Origin of the sequence: Ruegeria sp. THAF57 (genome assembly GCF_903914075.1) — a bacterium.
Taxonomy (GTDB): domain Bacteria; phylum Pseudomonadota; class Alphaproteobacteria; order Rhodobacterales; family Rhodobacteraceae; genus Ruegeria.
Map to the genome: position 1 here is coordinate 624037 of NZ_CAIWNQ010000003.1, position 17429 is coordinate 641465.

14 protein-coding genes are annotated in these 17429 nt (G+C 57.6%); 9 read left to right on the forward strand and 5 right to left on the reverse strand.

The features are described 5' to 3' along the window. Positions 1–55: 55 nt before the first annotated feature. The gene (gene ispG / locus RUESEDTHA_RS10960; protein WP_180886761.1) at positions 56–1177 is read left to right on the forward strand and encodes a flavodoxin-dependent (E)-4-hydroxy-3-methylbut-2-enyl-diphosphate synthase; all 1122 of its coding nucleotides are present in this window, start codon (positions 56–58) and stop codon (positions 1175–1177) included. A 132-nt stretch (positions 1178–1309) separates the two neighbouring features. Next, a complete protein-coding gene (locus RUESEDTHA_RS10965) occupies positions 1310–1876 on the forward strand; it encodes a hypothetical protein (protein ID WP_180886763.1) in 567 nt (188 codons plus the stop codon). Between the two features lie 55 nt (positions 1877–1931). Here RUESEDTHA_RS10965 and RUESEDTHA_RS10970 read toward each other — a convergent pair whose 3' ends face one another. Further along, entirely contained in the window at positions 1932–2690 is a 759-nt protein-coding gene (locus tag RUESEDTHA_RS10970; protein WP_180886764.1) for a DsbA family protein, read from the reverse strand. Next, complete coding sequence (locus tag RUESEDTHA_RS10975; RefSeq protein WP_180886766.1) at positions 2687–4069, reverse strand: M48 family metalloprotease; 1383 nt, start codon at positions 4067–4069, stop codon at positions 2687–2689. Before RUESEDTHA_RS10975 ends, RUESEDTHA_RS10970 begins: the two co-directional genes overlap by 4 nt. On the opposite strand from RUESEDTHA_RS10975, the gene RUESEDTHA_RS10980 reads away from it, so the two are divergent. From RUESEDTHA_RS10980 to RUESEDTHA_RS11005, 6 genes are all read left to right on the forward strand, one after another. Then, the gene (locus RUESEDTHA_RS10980) at positions 4068–5225 is read left to right on the forward strand and encodes a pyridoxal phosphate-dependent aminotransferase (protein ID WP_180886768.1); all 1158 of its coding nucleotides are present in this window, start codon (positions 4068–4070) and stop codon (positions 5223–5225) included. The genes RUESEDTHA_RS10975 and RUESEDTHA_RS10980 overlap by 2 nt on opposite strands. A 72-nt stretch (positions 5226–5297) precedes the next feature. Continuing rightward, positions 5298–6518, forward strand: a complete 1221-nt coding sequence (locus RUESEDTHA_RS10985) for an N-acetylmuramoyl-L-alanine amidase (protein WP_180886771.1) — start codon at positions 5298–5300, stop codon at positions 6516–6518. A gap of 95 nt (positions 6519–6613) precedes the next feature. Beyond that, positions 6614–9103 carry a penicillin-binding protein 1A gene (locus RUESEDTHA_RS10990; protein WP_180886773.1) on the forward strand — a complete coding sequence of 830 codons (2490 nt, stop codon included), beginning with the start codon at positions 6614–6616 and terminating at the stop codon, positions 9101–9103. Between the two features lie 90 nt (positions 9104–9193). Continuing rightward, positions 9194–10318, forward strand: a complete 1125-nt coding sequence (gene prfB, locus RUESEDTHA_RS10995; RefSeq protein ID WP_180886774.1) for a peptide chain release factor 2 — start codon at positions 9194–9196, stop codon at positions 10316–10318. Between the two features lie 186 nt (positions 10319–10504). Beyond that, positions 10505–11899 (forward strand): amidase, encoded by a 1395-nt coding sequence (locus RUESEDTHA_RS11000; protein WP_180886776.1) that lies wholly within the window; start codon positions 10505–10507, stop codon positions 11897–11899. Positions 11900–11935: 36 nt separating this feature from the next. Further along, the gene (locus RUESEDTHA_RS11005) at positions 11936–12718 is read left to right on the forward strand and encodes a DUF2189 domain-containing protein (protein WP_180886777.1); all 783 of its coding nucleotides are present in this window, start codon (positions 11936–11938) and stop codon (positions 12716–12718) included. Between the two features lie 9 nt (positions 12719–12727). On the opposite strand, the gene RUESEDTHA_RS20875 is transcribed toward RUESEDTHA_RS11005, so the two are convergent. From RUESEDTHA_RS20875 to RUESEDTHA_RS11020, 3 genes are all read right to left on the reverse strand, one after another. Further along, the gene (locus RUESEDTHA_RS20875; RefSeq protein WP_255431693.1) at positions 12728–13480 is read right to left on the reverse strand and encodes a helix-turn-helix domain-containing protein; all 753 of its coding nucleotides are present in this window, start codon (positions 13478–13480) and stop codon (positions 12728–12730) included. Between the two features lie 294 nt (positions 13481–13774). Then, positions 13775–14335 (reverse strand): acetolactate synthase small subunit, encoded by a 561-nt coding sequence (gene ilvN, locus RUESEDTHA_RS11015; RefSeq protein ID WP_171122214.1) that lies wholly within the window; start codon positions 14333–14335, stop codon positions 13775–13777. A 67-nt stretch (positions 14336–14402) separates the two neighbouring features. Next, positions 14403–16154 (reverse strand): acetolactate synthase 3 large subunit, encoded by a 1752-nt coding sequence (locus tag RUESEDTHA_RS11020; protein WP_180886779.1) that lies wholly within the window; start codon positions 16152–16154, stop codon positions 14403–14405. 422 nt (positions 16155–16576) lie between these two features. On the opposite strand from RUESEDTHA_RS11020, the gene RUESEDTHA_RS11025 reads away from it, so the two are divergent. Continuing rightward, a complete protein-coding gene (locus RUESEDTHA_RS11025; RefSeq protein WP_180886781.1) occupies positions 16577–17422 on the forward strand; it encodes a hypothetical protein in 846 nt (281 codons plus the stop codon). Positions 17423–17429 lie beyond the last annotated feature (7 nt).

Below are 17429 nucleotides of genomic sequence, written 5' to 3' on the forward strand. Positions count from 1 at the left end.
CCCCTGTAGGCGAACTATTTAAAGTCCCAACTCAGGCAGTCTTGGATCCGTCCCCATGTCGCTCAATCACGTTCGCCCGTGGCGCAATATCTATCGCCGCAAATCCCGTCAGATCATGGTCGGCGATGTCGCCATCGGCGGGGATGCTCCGATTGCCGTGCAGACCATGACCAACACGCTGACCACCGACGTGGCAGCAACAGTGGCACAGGTGCAGGCCGCAGCCGAGGCAGGGGCGGATATCGTGCGGGTATCGGTCCCGGATGAGGCGTCTTCAAAGGCCCTGAAAGACATCGTGCGCGAAAGCCCGGTGCCCATCGTGGCCGATATCCATTTCCACTATAAACGCGGGATCGAGGCTGCTGAGGCAGGTGCCGCCTGCCTGCGTATCAATCCGGGCAATATTGGCGATGAAAAGCGCGTGCAGGAGGTGATCAAGGCTGCCCGTGACCATGATTGCTCGATCCGAATTGGGGTCAATGCGGGGTCGCTGGAAAAGCACCTGCTTGAGAAATATGGCGAACCATGCCCCGAGGCGATGGTCGAAAGCGGGCTGGAACATATCCGTATTCTGGAAGACAACGACTTTCACAACTTCAAGATCAGCGTAAAGGCCAGCGACGTGTTCCTGTCGGCGGCGGCGTATCAGGGTATTGCCGAGGCTACCGACGCGCCGATCCATCTGGGCATTACCGAGGCCGGAGGGTTGGTCAGCGGCACCATCAAGTCTGCCATCGGGCTGGGCAACCTGTTGTGGATGGGGATTGGCGACACGATCCGCGTCAGCCTGTCCGCAGACCCGGTCGAAGAAGTCAAGGTAGGCTATGAGATCCTGAAATCTCTGGGCCTGCGCCATCGCGGCGTGAACATCATCTCGTGCCCGTCCTGTGCGCGTCAGGGGTTCGACGTGATCAAGACGGTCGAAGCGCTGGAACAACGGCTGGAACATATCAAGACGCCCATGAGCCTATCCATCATCGGTTGCGTCGTGAATGGCCCCGGTGAGGCGCTGATGACCGATGTTGGCTTTACCGGCGGCGGGGCCGGTTCTGGCATGGTCTATCTTGCGGGTAAGGCCAGTCACAAGATGTCCAACGATCAGATGATCGACCACATCGTGGAAGAGGTCGAGAAGAAGGCCGCCGAACTGGATGCAGCCGCAGAAGCTGCGGAATAGCGCCTTTTCGATTTTCGTTTAGGGCGGACTGTTTCTAACAAAAAACCTTGCCTGTCAGCAGGAGCCGCCATTCTTTTGCCAAACTTAACCTGAAAAACACCCTTCAGGTTGAGCAGTTCAAGGCATTTTCAAATGAAGTTTCTTTTGAGCGTGGCCGCAGTTTCCTGCGCCATTTTGGCAGCATGCAGCAGTGGATCAGGCGAGTATGACAGATACCCCCGGGACGTGAATGTCCCGGTCCCGGAAAACGCCGCAAATACCAAGTTGCGCTATCTCTCGGCTGATCTCGCGCCGTACAATCAGAGTGGTACAGTCACAAGCATCATCGTGACCCTCGGGCCTGGCGGACAGTCAAAACCGCCCAAGGACACGCCTCTGGTGCTGGCAGATCCGGCATTGGCTGCACGTGTTGCGGCATCCTTGTGGGACGGAAGCGACTCTAGGGCCGCGATGAGCCTTGCGCAGCAGGTCGCGCGTTCGACGTATTGCCGTTCTGGTCCAATTACCCCGAACAACGGTGTTCGCCGGATCTCGAACCCGCAGGACATCAGCGCCGTTCTCGCAGAAAGTCAGAAGCAGGGGCGTGATGTCGTTCCCGCGGGTATCAAAGGTATATCTGTGCCTGCCGCGCAATTTCGGTCGGATGGCACGAATAGGTGGGTTGTTTGGCTGAAATGCGACGCGCCCTTTCCGTACTAAGCGCGCGCCGCACAAAGAGTAAGCGGAGGCGGGTGTTGGTCCGCCTCCAATCCGATTAGCCCTGTTCGGCGCGTACGCCGTTGGCAATCTCAATCATTTGGTCAGCCGTCAGGTATCCGCGCAGCATCTCGGTTCCCAGAACAAACGAAGGTGTGCCGGAAATCTGCATACGCCGCGCCAACTCGCGCGTTTGGTTGATCTCATTCGTTACCTGATCACTGTTCATCGCTTCGAGGATTGCTTCGCTGTCCAGACCCAACCCGTCCGAGATACGGCGCAGGGTCACTTCGGACGGCTGGCCGCCGAATTCCAGAAGTGCGTCGTGAACCTGTTTGTAAGCGTCGTCGCCAGCCACATGTTTGGTTGCAACGGCAAAGCGTGATGACAGGACCGATGCATCGCCCAATATCGGAAACTCTTTGATAACCAATCGGATATTGCCATCTTCTGACAAAAGCTCGGCCACTTCGGGGACGGCCCGGCGGCAATAGCCACAGCGATAGTCCATGAACTCGACCAAGGTGATATCGCCGTCCGGGTTGCCGCCAACCCAGCTATATCCATCATTGAACAACTCGTCGGCGTTGGCGCTCACCAACTCCTTGTCGGCCTGTGCTTCGGCCACGGCGTTGCGCTGTTCAAGGATATTGATGGCCTCGATGATCACTTCCGGGTTTTCCAGAAGATACTCGCGAACCTGTTCTCCGAATTTTTGTTTTTCAGCATCGGTCATGGCGTTCAGGTCCAATGCCTGAGCGGGGCCTGTGATCAACGAAAGCCCCAGCAGGGCTGGCGCAGCGTGTCTGAGGATCATTTTCGCTTCCTTTTTGTTTTCTTAGCTTGTTCTGAGGCAATCAGCACATCCTGTGCACGTTGCCAACCAGGTGAACCTTCGGGCAATTGCCCGACAGCCCGTCTTGCGTGAATACCTGCATCTGCCAGCCGACCTTGCAAGGCATATCTTTCGGCGGTCACGGCCGAGGCCATGCCTTTGTTGCCGACTTTGGCGTATGCAACGCCCAAATCCTGCATCAATCGGGCATTTCGGTAGTCTCTATTTCTTGCTTTTTCAAGGGCTTGTAAGGCGTTATTGGTCTGACCTTGCGCCAGGAGCGCCCGACCGTATCCGGCAAGGATCAGCGCATTGTTGGGAGCCAAATCCACTGCCTTGCCATATGCGGTAACGGCGTCCTGCACCTTGCGGTTTTCCAACAATATTTGCCCTTTGAGTTCGTAATAAAATGGATCATCGGGCCGAATATCCAGTGCTTGGTTGATTGCGGCTCTGGCGTTCGCCAGATCGCGGTTTTGGTGATAGGCCGCCGCTTCGCGCATGAGGCGAATGTCCCGCGCGCTTTCTTCCTTGGCTCGGCGCATGGTCCAGGTCGGGGACCGTATAAAGGCCGACAGTTTACCCTTTGTGCGCGCGAACCAGTAATCAGCACTTTGGTTGGGTTGCGCTTTATCTCCGAATTCTTCCATGAAAGCTTCGGCAGCCCGCAGGCGCTCGCGGCTGGTGGGGTGCGAGCGCATGTAGGGGTCTTGATTGATTGTGCTTAACAGTTCCTGTCCCGCAAATTTCTGGTGCAGCGCAACCATCCCGCTGGGCGAGATACCCGCCCATCTGAGATAGCTTGCAGCGCTGCGATCAGCCGAAGATTCTTCGGCACGGGTATGTGCCAGAAAACTGCGCAGAGCCGAGCCGGAGGTGCCCGCCGCGATGCCTGCAGCGGCCTCGCCGCCGCCCGCAGCGGCCACCACAAGGGCAAGTGCGGTTCCCAACTGGGCGTTCCTTTGCGCGGCTTTCAGGTTCTCTACCCGCCGTGCAAGATGGCCGTTGGCGATATGCGCGGCTTCGTGTGCAATCACCGCCTGCAGCATTTCCGGGCTTTCGACGGTCAAGATCAGCCCATAATTCAGGTAGATCGCGTTATAGTCGATGACGAAGGCGTTGAACGTGCTGTCATTCACCACCAAAATTTGCACACGATTGGTGTTCAGCCCCGCTGCGCGCAGGACCGGAAACGCCAGTTCACGCAGCCCGTATTCGATATCGGGGTCACGAATCAGGCTTTGCGCTGCGGTTTGAATGGCGCTTGAAAACCATGTCACTGCGATCAGCAACAGGGCCGGGATTGACGCCAGCCTGGATACGCGTTCAAAAGCCATGGCTGCAACATGGGAGATGGGCATGAGAAACTCAACCCGGTCCGGGGTCGATCCCTTTATCGTGATGGACGTTATGGAGGCCGCGCGCCGCGCTGAAGAGGCCGGACGCACCATCATTCACATGGAGGTTGGCCAACCGGGAACCGGTGCGCCGCAAGGGGCGACTGATGCTCTGGCAAAGGCCATGAAAGAAGGGCCACTGGGGTACACGGTTGCTCTGGGCCTTCCGGCTTTGCGGCAGCGGATCGCGCGGATGTATGGTGAGTGGTATAATGTCGACCTCAACCCCGAGCGTGTCGTGGTCACTCCGGGCTCATCAGGCGGTTTCCTTTTGGCCTTCACGGCGCTGTTTGACAGCGGGGATCGTGTCGGTATAGGCGCGCCGGGTTATCCGTCCTACCGACAGATTTTGAAGGCTCTGGGGCTGGTGCCGGTCGATCTGCCAACCGCGCCGGAAAACCGACTCCAGCCTGTGCCGTCAGATTTCTCGGGGCTTGATCTTCAGGGGCTTATGGTCGCGTCGCCAGCCAATCCAACTGGGACAATGCTGGATCATACCGCGATGCAGGCGTTGATCGGGGCCGCGCACGAGCAGGGCGCCTCGTTCATCAGTGATGAGATTTATCATGGGTTGGAATATGAGGCCAAAGCCGTCACAGCGTTGGAGGTGACGGATGAATGCTATGTGATCAATTCGTTCTCGAAATATTTCTCGATGACGGGCTGGCGTGTGGGCTGGATGGTTGTGCCCGAAGATCAGGTACGCGTTGTCGAGAGGATCGCCCAGAACATGTTCATCTGCGCGCCGCACGCCAGTCAGGTTGCGGCTTTAGCCGCGATGGAGTGCGAAGAAGAATTGCAGGCAAACCTTGATGTTTACCGGGCCAACCGCGCCCTGATGCTGGAGGGGTTGCCGAAGGCAGGGTTCACGAACATCGCACCGCCTGACGGGGCATTTTATGTCTATGCCGATGTGTCCGACCTAACGGATGACAGCCGTAGCTTTGCGGCGAAAATCCTTGAAAAAGCGGGTGTGGCGGTCACTCCGGGTCTCGATTTCGATCCTGTGCGTGGCCATACGACATTGCGGTTTTCCTACGCCAGATCGACGGCAGACATAGAAGAAGGCCTGTTGCGTTTGCAAAGACTCATGGCTGAACGCTCTGTATCGGCGGGCTGAGCACGGGGCGTTCACAAGCGGGCGCTCTTCGGCTAAGCTGGGCGTCAAACGATCTCGGGAAAACTTGAGGCCATGAGCAGGATTCTATTCGCCATTGCGCTGATCTGGGCGCTGCACGGGGCTGCCGTTGCGCATGATTTCAGCGCGCTTGCACGCGTGTTGCCCGATGACAGCCGTGTCGCTGATAACGGGCGAGCCGGAGTTCAGGTGCAACTTGGTCTAAGCCAGGGCGTTCCATACCGGGTTTTCACCCTGCGCGATCCCTATCGAATGGTTCTGGATTTCCAGGAGGTCGACTGGACCGGTCTGGACCGCGACAGCTTTTTGCAGACGGATCGCGTCAGTGGGGTGCAGTATGGGGCCTATGTGCCTGGATGGTCGCGCATGGTTCTGGAGCTTGGCGCGCCTTTGGCGGTTGAGACTTCGGATATGCGCGTCGATCCGGTAACGGGTAAGGCGAAGTTGATTTTGGACCTGAAAGGGACTGATTTTGATACGTTTTCCGCCAGTGCAGGTGCGCCGCGTCAGCCCGGTTGGGACCTGCCGGAAGCATCGGTTACCCCTCCGGCGCGGGATGAGGACGGAACGCGCCTGCTGCGGGTGATGCTGGATCCGGGGCACGGCGGGATCGACCCCGGTGCCGAGGTTGATGGTCTGAACGAAAAAACCCTCATGCTGACCTTTGCGCGCGAGCTGCGTGAAATGCTGTTGCGTGCTGGGGGATATGACGTGGTCATGACACGCGTCGACGATCAGTTCGTGTCGTTGGAGCGCCGCATCACACTGGCGCACAGGGCCGGTGCTGACGTCTTTATCTCGTTGCACGCAGACATTCTGTCCGAAGGGCGGGCGCATGGAGCTGCTGTTTATACCCTGTCCGAGGACGCGTCGGATGTGGCAAGCCTAAGACTGGCGGAGCGTCATGATCGCGGCGATCTGATATCGGGAATTGATCTGAGCGGTTCGGACGATCAGGTGGCGGATGTTTTGTTGGACATGGCCCGCAGGGAAACCAAGCCGCGCACCGACGCGCTTGCGCAAGCTTTGGCTGAAGGGATGACACAGCAGGGTGGGCCGATGAACAATCGCCCGATCCGAACGGCCTCGTTTTCGGTGCTTAAGGCGGCTGACATCCCATCTGTTCTGATTGAGTTGGGGTTTCTGTCCAGCCCCAGAGACCTAGAGAACATACGAAACCCTGAGTGGCGTACCGGTATGGCGCGCGGCATTCGCGACGGGCTGGTGCGCTGGCGTCAGGATGATCTGGTCAGACGGTCGCTTATTGGGCAGTGACCCTGCGGCGCAAAACGGCTAATATTGGCCATCGTGTTTTGACCCCGGGCAGGCGCATCACTATATAGGCGGCACCGCGAGCAAAAGGCAGTAACGTGATCCGTTTCATTCTATCCATTTTCGGGGCGATATTCAGCCTCGTGACCTTGGGCATTTTCATGGCCGCGCTGGTGATTGGTGCGGTCTTTTGGATGTATGGGCGCGATCTGCCCAGCCATGAATCGCTGGCGCAATACAAGCCGCCGACGATCAGCCGGATTTATTCCGGCGAGGGTCAGTTGATCGACGAATTCGCGCAGGAACGCCGCCTGTTCACACCGTCCGAGGAAATTCCGGATCTGGTGAAACAGGCGTTTATCTCGGCCGAAGACAAGAACTTCTACACCCATCAGGGCTATGACCCGCGCGGCATCATTGCGGCGGGCGTCGAAGCGGTGAAATCCAAGGGTGAGAATGTGCGCGGGGCGTCCACGATCACCCAGCAGGTGATGAAGAACTTTTTGCTGTCCGGCGACCGTCGGGCCGAGCGAAAGATCAAGGAAATCATCCTCGCCACGCGGCTTGAGGATACGCTGGACAAAGAACAGATCCTTGAGCTGTATATGAATGAAATCTTTTTGGGTCAGAACTCATACGGTGTGACCGCAGCGGCTCAGACCTATTTCAACAAAACTTTGCAGGAACTTGCCCCGCATGAGGCGGCAACCCTTGCCGCCATGCCCAAGGCACCGTCCGATTTCCACCCGGTGCGCGAGAAAGAGCGCCTGCTGGCCCGCCGCAACTATGTGCTGCGTGAGATGAACCAGAACGGATATATTGATCAGGCGACCTTTGAGGCAGAAACCAACATGCCTCTGCGCTCGGTCCAGAACGGTGATTTCGAAAGCTTCCGCACGGCCCTGCCGCCGCGTGATTACTTCACCGACGAAATCCGCCGCCAATTGAGTGAGGATTTTGGTGAGGGTGAGTTTTTCACCGGAGGCTTTACCGTCCGCGCCTCGGTCGACGAAGAGATGCAGGTCGAGGCGGCCCGTGCATTGCGCGTAGCTTTGCAAAAATACGACCGTTCCCGCGGTAAGTGGCGTGGCACGGGCGAGGTGATCCCTGAAGACAAACTGACGGATGAGGTGCTGTGGCGCGAGGCGCTGGCCATCACCGAAGTCCCGCGTGACGTGGTCCTGCCAACGCAATGGTATCCTGCAGTCGTGCTGAATGTCGCCGATCAGTCACTGACCGTGGGTATTGAAAATGGCCCGGCAGACGGCACTGTCCCGCGCTCTGACATTCAGTGGATGCAGGGTAATTTTCAGGATAATTTCAAGCGCGGAGATGTCATTCTGGTCATGGCCGGGGAAGAGGGCCAATGGTCCGCCCGTCAGGTGCCCGAAGTACAGGGCGGTTTCGTCGCGATGGATGTTAACTCGGGCCGTGTTCTGGCGATGCAGGGCGGGTTCTCCTATCAGGACTCTGTGTTCAACCGAGCGACGCAGGCGCAACGTCAGCCGGGGTCGAGTTTTAAGCCCTTCGTCTATGCCGCGGCGCTTGACAGTGGGTACAGCCCGGCAACGATCGTCGTGGACGCCCCGATTGAGGTGGACACACCGCAAGGTTTGTGGCGGCCCAAGAACTCATCAAATAAATTCTACGGCCCTACGCCGCTGCGCACCGGGATTGAACAGTCGCGGAACCTGATGACAATTCGTTTGGCGCAAGAAGTCACGATGCCGGTGGTCGCCGGATACGCCGAGCGCTTTGGCGTTTATGACCGGATGGGTGCGTTCCTCGCCAACTCTTTGGGGTCCGAGGAAACGACGCTTTACAAGATGGTCGCAGCCTATGCGATGTTCGCAAACGGGGGCGAGCGGGTTGAACCGACGCTGGTTGACCGGATTCAGGACCGGTTCGGCAAGACGATCTACCGCCACGATGACCGGCAATGTCTGGATTGTAACTCTAGCTGGCTGGAACCGGACGAGTCGCCCACCATCGAAACCAACCGCAGTCAGGTCATGGATGCGATAACCGCTTATCAGTTGACCTCGATGATGAAAGGCGTTGTCGATCGCGGAACAGCGTCGAGCCATATCAATCTTCCGGTGCCGACGGCTGGCAAGACCGGCACGACAAATGAATCCAAGGACGCATGGTTCATTGGCTTCACGTCGAACATTGTGGCCGGCTGCTATATCGGCTACGACCGTCCGCGTCCGATGGGTCGGGGGGCGTATGGTGGCACGATGTGCGGCCCTGTGTTCCAGAGCTTTATGGAAAAAGCCGTCGAAAAGTATGGTGGAGGCCCGTTCGAAGTTCCCCCGGGTGGGCATTTCATCAAGATTGACCGCTTCAGCGGCGCGCGCCTGCCTGCGGATGCAACCGGCGAATACGTTGTGGCCGAGTATTTCCGTGACGGCGTAGATGGTTTTATCGACCGCGTTTACGATGGCGGTTTTGCGATGGGATCAGATCTGCCCTTGTTTGAAGAGGTCCACAGCTCAGGCCGTCAGGTAACCACATCCACAGGCAACACAGTCACCGTCGGTCCAAATGCCAGCCAGGGTGAGTTGCAGGGCGGCGGGCTTTATTAACGATGCGCAGTATTCGGGGTCACGCCGTCTTGTGGTGACCCCACGCACTTGCTATCACGCAGGCCTGATTGAGCAAGTTGGGACGTAACCATGCGCGCCGAAACCCAGAATATCGTGGCGGAAATCGAAAAGTCTCTGGAGCTGCTGGCGCAGCGCATGGACTATGAAACCGCGCCGCACCGGTTGGAGGAATTCAACGCGCGGGTTGAGGACCCCAACCTCTGGGACAGCCCGGAAAATGCGCAGAAACTGATGCGCGAACGTCAGATGCTGGTTGACGCGATCGAAACATATGAGTCGATCAAGACCGACTTGAGCGACAATGTCGAACTGATTGAACTGGGCGAGATGGAAGAGGACAACGAAGTTGTCGAGGACGCCGAGTCTGCGATCAAGTCCTTGCAGGCCAGGGCCGCCAAGAAAGAGCTTGAGGCGCTGCTGGACGGCGAGGCGGACAGCAACGATACCTTCCTCGAGATCAACTCGGGCGCGGGTGGCACCGAAAGCTGCGACTGGGCTTCGATGCTGGCGCGGATGTATGTGCGTTGGGCGGAGAAGAAGGGTTATACGGTCGAGCTGCAATCTGAGACCGCCGGAGAAGAAGCGGGGATTAAGTCCGCGGCTTACAAGATTTCCGGCCACAATGCCTATGGCTGGCTGAAATCGGAAAGCGGGGTGCATCGGTTGGTACGGATTTCGCCCTATGACTCGGCGGCCAAGCGTCATACTTCGTTCAGTTCGGTCTGGGTTTACCCGGTGGTGGACGACAATATCGAGATTGAGGTGAACCCGTCGGATATTCGGATTGACACCTATCGGTCCTCGGGCGCAGGTGGCCAGCACGTGAACACCACAGATTCCGCCGTGCGGATTACGCACATTCCGACTGGCATTGTCGTGACCAGTTCCGAGAAGTCGCAACACCAGAACCGCGATATTGCCATGAAGGCGTTGAAATCACGCCTCTATCAGCAAGAGCTGGACCGTCGGAACGCCGATATCAACGCCGCACACGAAGCCAAGGGTGACGCGGGTTGGGGCAATCAGATCCGGTCTTACGTGTTGCAGCCCTATCAGATGGTCAAGGATTTGCGGACGAACCACGAAACCTCGGACACCAAAGGTGTGCTGGACGGCGATCTGGATGAGTTCATGGCGGCGACGCTGGCGCTGAACGTGGCGGGCAAAAGCCGGTCCGAGGCGCAGGGCGATTAAGCTGGGAAGGGGGCGCTGCCCCCGCCGCGACAAGCCGCGACTCCCCCGGGATATTTTGGGCCAGATGAAGGGGATCCCCAGGTTGCGGGTGGCTTGGAAAGATACATCTAAACAGTGGGTTTTATTGACAGGGCACCCCCGCTAGGCTGACCACTACAGAGTGATGAGAATGCCAATGAGCCCCGAATGGACTTAAGACAAATTAGCGCCTCTGCATTGTTGGCAGAGATATCCGGGCGGCGAGTCTCAGCGGCTGCTGTTGTGCGCGCAACCCTGGACAGGATTGCAGAGGTTAACGGAGCCTTGAATGCAATCGTTGCTTTGCGCGACGAAGATGATCTGATGGCTGAGGCGCGGGCCTTGGATGAGGGGCCGATCTTAGGGCCGCTGCATGGGTTGCCCGTCGCTGTTAAAGACCTTGTGAATGTGGCGGGGATCCCGACCTCGCAGGGGTCGCCATTGTTCAAGGATGATGTGCCTGACGATGACGATCTGATCGCGGCGCGGATGCGGGATGCTGGTGCGATATTGATCGGTAAGACCAACACGCCCGAATTTGGGCTTGGGTCGCATACGTATAACCCCGTCTACGGAGCTACACGAAACCCCTATGACTCGGAACGATCCTGCGGTGGATCATCTGGAGGTGCTGCTGTTGCGTTGGCCACCGGGATGGTCGCGTTGGCGGATGGGTCGGACATGATGGGCAGCCTACGCAACCCGGCTGCGTGGAATAACGTCTACGGGTTCCGTCCGTCGTGGGGGCGCGTACCGGCGCAGCCCGTTGGGGATGGATTTTTGCACCAAATATCGACATTGGGGCCGATGGCCCGAAGCCCCGAGGATCTTGGGCTTTTGCTGGACGTGATTTCCGGCCCCGACAAGCGGCAACCTCTGAGCGCGCCGGTTCAGGCCGTATCGCCGGTACCACCGGCGGACCTGAAAGGATTGCGCATCGGCTGGTTGGGGGATTGGGGCGGCGCATTTCCGTATGAGGATGGAATCTTCGATCTTTGTGAGGATGCGCTGAAGGTTTTCTCGCGCTTAGGGGCCACTGTTGAAGCCGTAGATGCGCCATTCGAACCTGAGAGGATGTGGAAAAGCTGGGAGACTCTGAGATCATGGAGTGTGGCCGCGGGTCTTGCACCGCTTACCGAGCACAGGTCGATGCTGAAGGATACAGCCCAGTGGGAGCTGGATCGCGGGATGGCTTTGACTGCGATGCAGGTGCATCGGGCCAGCCTTGCGCGGTCGGACTGGTTTCGTCGCGCCGTTGAGGTGTTTGACAAATTTGATGTCTTGGCCCTGCCATCGGCGCAGGTTTGGCCTTTTGATCTGGATACGCCGTACCCTACAGAAATTGCGGGTAAAAAGATGGATACCTACCATCGGTGGATGCAAGTCGTTGTGCCCGTCAGCCTGATCGGACTTCCAAGTTTGTCAGTTCCGGCCGGGTTTGGCCCCGAGGGGATGCCGATGGGTATGCAGATTTTTGGACCTCGTGGTGCGGACGCGCGTGTTTTGTCCATTGGGGCTGCGTATCACGAAGCTACGAAATGGCCGCAGAAGCGACCCGCCTGACGAACTCGGGTGGAATAAGGGGAGGAGAGACTGAGAATGGAAAAGCCTTTTGGCGTTCCGAAGATGGGGCCCGTAACGACGGACATGCTGCGCGAGGCCATGCGCCGGGCCTGGGTGGATTTTCGTCGCGCGCCGATGTTCGGGTTGATGTTTGCCGGGGTCTACGTGGTGGCGGGTTGGGCCATTGCCTGGGTCACCATTCAGACGCAGACGTCGTACTGGCTTGTGTTGGCCGCGATTGGGTTTCCTCTGCTTGGCCCGTTTGCCGCTGTTGGATTGTATGAGGTGTCGCACAGGCTAGAGCAGAATGAGCCGCTGGGTTTGGGGGCAATCTTTGGGGTGGTTGCCCAACAAGGTCGGCGTCAACTGCCATCTATCTGTGCGATCATCGTGGTGATGTTTCTGTTTTGGTTTTTTCTGGGTCATATGATCTTTGCCCTGTTCATGGGATTGTCCACCATGACCAATGTATCCACCTCGCTTGAGGTGTATCTGACGCCCAATGGACTTACGATGCTGGCAGTGGGATCGGTGGTCGGGGCGGTTTTCGCGACCGTTCTTTACATGATCACGGTGTTGTCGATTCCGATGCTTTTGGATCGGGAATTGGACTTTGTGACCGCCATGATTGCCAGTTACAGCTATGTCAGTGCAAATTTTCCAGTTATGCTGGGGTGGGGCGTGTTCGTGGCTGTTCTAACTTTTGTCGCGATGGTGCCCTGGTTTCTGGGCCTGCTTGTGGTGTTGCCTCTGCTTGGCCATGCAAGTTGGCATCTCTACCGCCTTATTACTCAGGCAGAAACGGGAGAGCCCGACTAAGATCGAAGTTCAGGCCACTATTTCTTCGGCTGTTCGTTCAGCGCGTCGGGCGGCCCTTGCCGCTGAAAGCGCCGCCTTGGGCTTGGGGCCAAGATAGCGCAGCGCAAGCCTGCGCATTGTTGTGTCATTCGCCGTGGTCTTTGACAGGCAAATAGCAACGCCTCGCCATTGATCAGATTGCGCGTCGTTCCCGCGCTTCACGAGGTAAATTCGACTGTTCTGCGATGCACGGCTGGACATGAGGATATAGATCTGGCGGCCAGCACAAGCTGCAATTCCCTGAACCTCGCGCAGGTTGGACGCAACGCTTTCTTCTCCTGTCGGCGGTTCATAGCTGCGGACCAGTGTGCATTGTGGCAGCCTGCGTGCATGCAGGACCCTGTGCCGGGTCGCATGGGGTTCGTCCAGCCCAGTCTCGGAGACAAAATAGAAACCCGCTGGAAGCAGGTTTTCCGTAAGTGTCCCAGGGCCGGAACCCAGAAATTCAGTCAGCGCCGAGGCCGCCGGGTGGACCGGGGGTAAGTCGATCTCGTCTATAGGGCGCAGAAGGATGCGCGCGTCGACATCGAAGAAATTGCAGATCCGGTCCAGAACGTCCGGGCGCGGAAAGCTTTCACCGCCGAGATATCTGTTGAATTGCGTTCGGTTTATTCCAAGTTGGCGGCAGAGCTCGGAGACCGAGGGGTACTGCCTTGCCAATCGCCGTAGATTTGCGCCGAACATCTTGCGCAGTTCCGCCGGGCTGCGAGTGTTATTCGTCATTTGTGTCCCAGGTTCTTATTGTAACTTTTCAGGGTAACAAACAGCGCACGGACCAACGAATGGTATTGTGCGCTTAATCTTACTGAAGACGCTAACGGGCGCATCCCAACGCCACGCTACCCCCTGAGGCTAGCGTGCAAAAGCGTAAACGCAATAGGCTTTAGTTCGTTTTGTTTGATCTTTATGGCGGTTTTCCGCACAGGGCGGAAAAGGGAATCCCTAAATCCTGTTAGACGCGGATTTTGGGAACAGATACCCCGCCCTCGGTTATGTCCAAGGGCGGGGTGGATATTATCAGTCACCGCGCAGCAGGGCTGCGACTCCGGTGCGGGCCACTTCGACCAATCCCAGCGGGCGCATTAGATCGGCAAAGGCGTCGATCTTGTCCGGTGCGCCGGTGATTTCGAAAATGAACGAATTCAAGGTGCTGTCGACCACGTTGGCGCGGAAAATATCGGCTAGACGCAGGGCTTCGACCCTCTTGTCGCCTTCACCGACGACCTTGATGATCGCCAACTCCCGCTCGACCGAGGGGCCTTCGACAGTCAGGTCGTGGACATCGTGCACCGTCACGATCCGACCCAACTGCGCTTTGATCTGTTCGATCACCTGTGGGGTGCCGGTGGTGACGATGGTGATACGGCTGAGGTGGCCGGTATGATCAACCTCGGCCACGGTCAGACTTTCGATGTTGTAGCCGCGACCAGAGAACAGCCCGATCACACGCGCCAGTACACCGGGCTCATTCTCGACCAGAACTGCTATCGTGTGACGTTCCTGAACGTCCGAGAAGGTGGGCCGTAGGTTATAGGCCGAATGGCGGGTGGCGCCTTTTTTGATATGTAGGGCAGACATTTACGTCCCTTTCATCATCCTGCGAAGGTCGGGCACCGGGGCGCCCGACAAAATTCGACGAATTTTGTTAAACCAGAACCGAACCTTTGGAGTCGATCACGCCCTGCGTCTCGGCCTCGCCCAGCAGCATCTCGTTATGGGCCTTACCTGATGGGATCATGGGGAAGCAGTTCTCGTGCTTTTCGACCAGACAGTCAAAGATGACAGGGCCGTCATAGTTGATCATCTCCATGATCGCGTCATCCAGATCTGCGGGGTCGGAACACAGGATGCCCTTGGCTCCGAAGGCCTCGGCCAGTTTGACGAAGTCGGGCAGCGCTTCGGACCATGAATGCGAGTACCGCTCGCCATGCAGCAACTCTTGCCACTGGCGGACCATACCCAGACGTTCGTTGTTCAGGATGAACTGTTTCACAGGCAGGCGGTACTGAACGGCTGTGCCCATCTCCTGCATGTTCATCAGCCACGAAGCCTCACCCGCGACGTTGATCACCAGCGCGTCCGGGTGGGCCATCTGCACACCGATTGAAGCCGGGGTGCCGTAGCCCATGGTGCCCAGACCACCGGATGTCATCCAGCGGTTGGGGTCTTCAAAGCCCAGATACTGTGCCGCCCACATCTGGTGCTGGCCGACTTCGGTCGTGATATAGCGGTCGTGGTTTTTTGTCAGCTCTTCAAGGCGTTGCAGCGCATATTGCGGTTTGATCGTCTTTTCGCTGTTGGTGTAGGCCAGACAGTTGACCTTACGCCAGTCACTGATCTGCGCCTGCCATTTAGAAACTGCCGCAGCATCGGTCTTGCGACCGCGCGCTTTCCAGACCTTCAGGATATCCTCGAGAACATGCGCGACGTCGCCGACAATCGGGATGTCCACACGGATCACCTTGTTGATGGACGAGGGATCAATGTCGATATGCGCCTTTTTTGAATTCGGCGAAAACGCATCTATCCGCCCCGTGATCCGGTCATCAAACCGCGCGCCGATATTGATCATCAGGTCGCAATCATGCATCGCCAGATTGGCCTCATAAAGGCCGTGCATTCCCAACATCCCCAGCCAATTTTCACCCGAAGCCGGATACGCGCCCAAACCCATCAGGGTCGAAGTGATGGGAAAGCCGGTCGAATCCACCAGTTCACGCAGCAACTGGCTGGCCGCGGGGCCCGAGTTGATCACGCCACCGCCAGTATAAAATACCGGCTTCTTGGCGGTCTCCATCGCGGCGACCAGTTCGGTGATCTCTTCCAGATCGCCCTTCATTACCGGTTGGTAATGCGACGTCGAGGGTTTCGGGCTGGTATATTCACCCGATGCGAATTGCACGTCCTTGGGAATGTCGATCAGCACCGGACCGGGGCGGCCCGAGGTGGCGACGTGGAACGCCTCGTGCATGGTCTCGGCCAGCGAATCCGTGTCTTTTACCAACCAGTTATGCTTGGTGCAGGGGCGGGTGATGCCAACGGTGTCAGCCTCTTGGAACGCGTCCGAGCCGATCATGAAGGTCGGCACCTGACCGGTCAAAACAACAATCGGGATCGAATCCAGCAACGCATCGGTCAGGCCGGTCACCGCATTGGTGGCACCGGGACCCGAGGTCACAAGCGCAACGCCGGGCTTGCCGGTTGACCGGGCATAGCCTTCGGCGGCGTGGACGGCCCCTTGTTCGTGACGCACCAGAATGTGGCGAATGTCGTTTTGCAGAAAAATCTCATCATAGATCGGTAGCACGGCGCCGCCGGGGTATCCGAATACCGTGTCCACGCCCTGATCCTTGAGGGCCTGAACCACCATCTTTGCGCCGGTCATCTCACGTGTCATCTGCTTTGCTCCGTTCGCGACATGTGTCTTGCGTTTTGCCAAAAAAAAGCCCCCGAGATTTTCGGAGGCGCATGGGTTGGATTATGGTTTACCGTTACCGGCCCATGCGCGTGTTTCCTACGATTACGACTAGCGCTTTCATCGCCAGAGGCTCCTTTTTTGCGTGCAGGGACATTATGGGCGGTAAAAGGGGGCGTCAACAGGCAATCGTACCAATTTTGTATCTTGAGTGGTTAATTTTGCGACATTTTATTGCGCGTATTGGCGCCTGGCCGGAAGATTCGAGAAGATTTCCTGTCGTCTGCATGTGCATCGCAAAAATAACAGTGTCGGAAAGCGTCATGGCAATGTCCTAAACAAGCATGTTCAGCCGATTGGGTTGGGTACGCTGACTTTGTCTTTGCAGGCAGAGGAGGCGGGAAATGTTGCACGATCTTGTGGATCTGGGACGGTATCCGATCGATTGTCCGGGCTCGCGGGCGTATGATCAATTGATCGGCGATTTGCGGCGTGAACTGGATCAGGACGGATGCGCCGTTCTGCCGGGTTTTGTGCACACCGAAGGGTTGGTGCAATTGCTGCAAGAGGCGCGGGCGACCGCCCCAAAAGCGCATCGCTCGTTCAATCGAACAAACGCCTATTTCACGAAGGATGATCCTGGGTTGGCGGCGGATCATCCTGTCCGGCGGTTCTATGATCGGTCCAATGCCTTTGTGCCGGCTGATAATTTCAAAACATCCGGACCCTTGCGCCGGATCTATGAATTCGAGGGGTTTCTGCCTTTCATCCGCGAGGCCTTGAATGAGGCCGAGGATCGGTTCTTTCGCTATGATGACCCGCTGGCAGACGTCATCATCAATGTAGTTGAGGAAGGGCAGGGCTTTCCATGGCATTTCGATACCAACAACTACACCGTGACATTGGCCATCCAAAACGGAGAGGAGGGCGGCGCGTTCGAGTATGTGCCGAACCTGCGCAGTTCTTCGGACGAGAATTTTGACACAGTGGCTTCGGTGCTGGACGGGAACAGAGCGCGGGTGCGCAAGCTTGAACTGCAACCCGGCGACCTGCAGATTTTCAAAGGGCGCTACTCCCTACACCGCGTTGCGCCTGTCAAAGGGTCGTGCAGCCGGTATGTGGGAATTTTTTCATTTGTCGAGGCCGAAGGTATGTGCGGCGGGGTCGAACGAACTCGGCAATTATATGGCCGTGTTTTGCCGCATCACCTGGAGCGGGAAGGGGTAAGACGGGATAGTCTGCTTGACTGATGCTGGC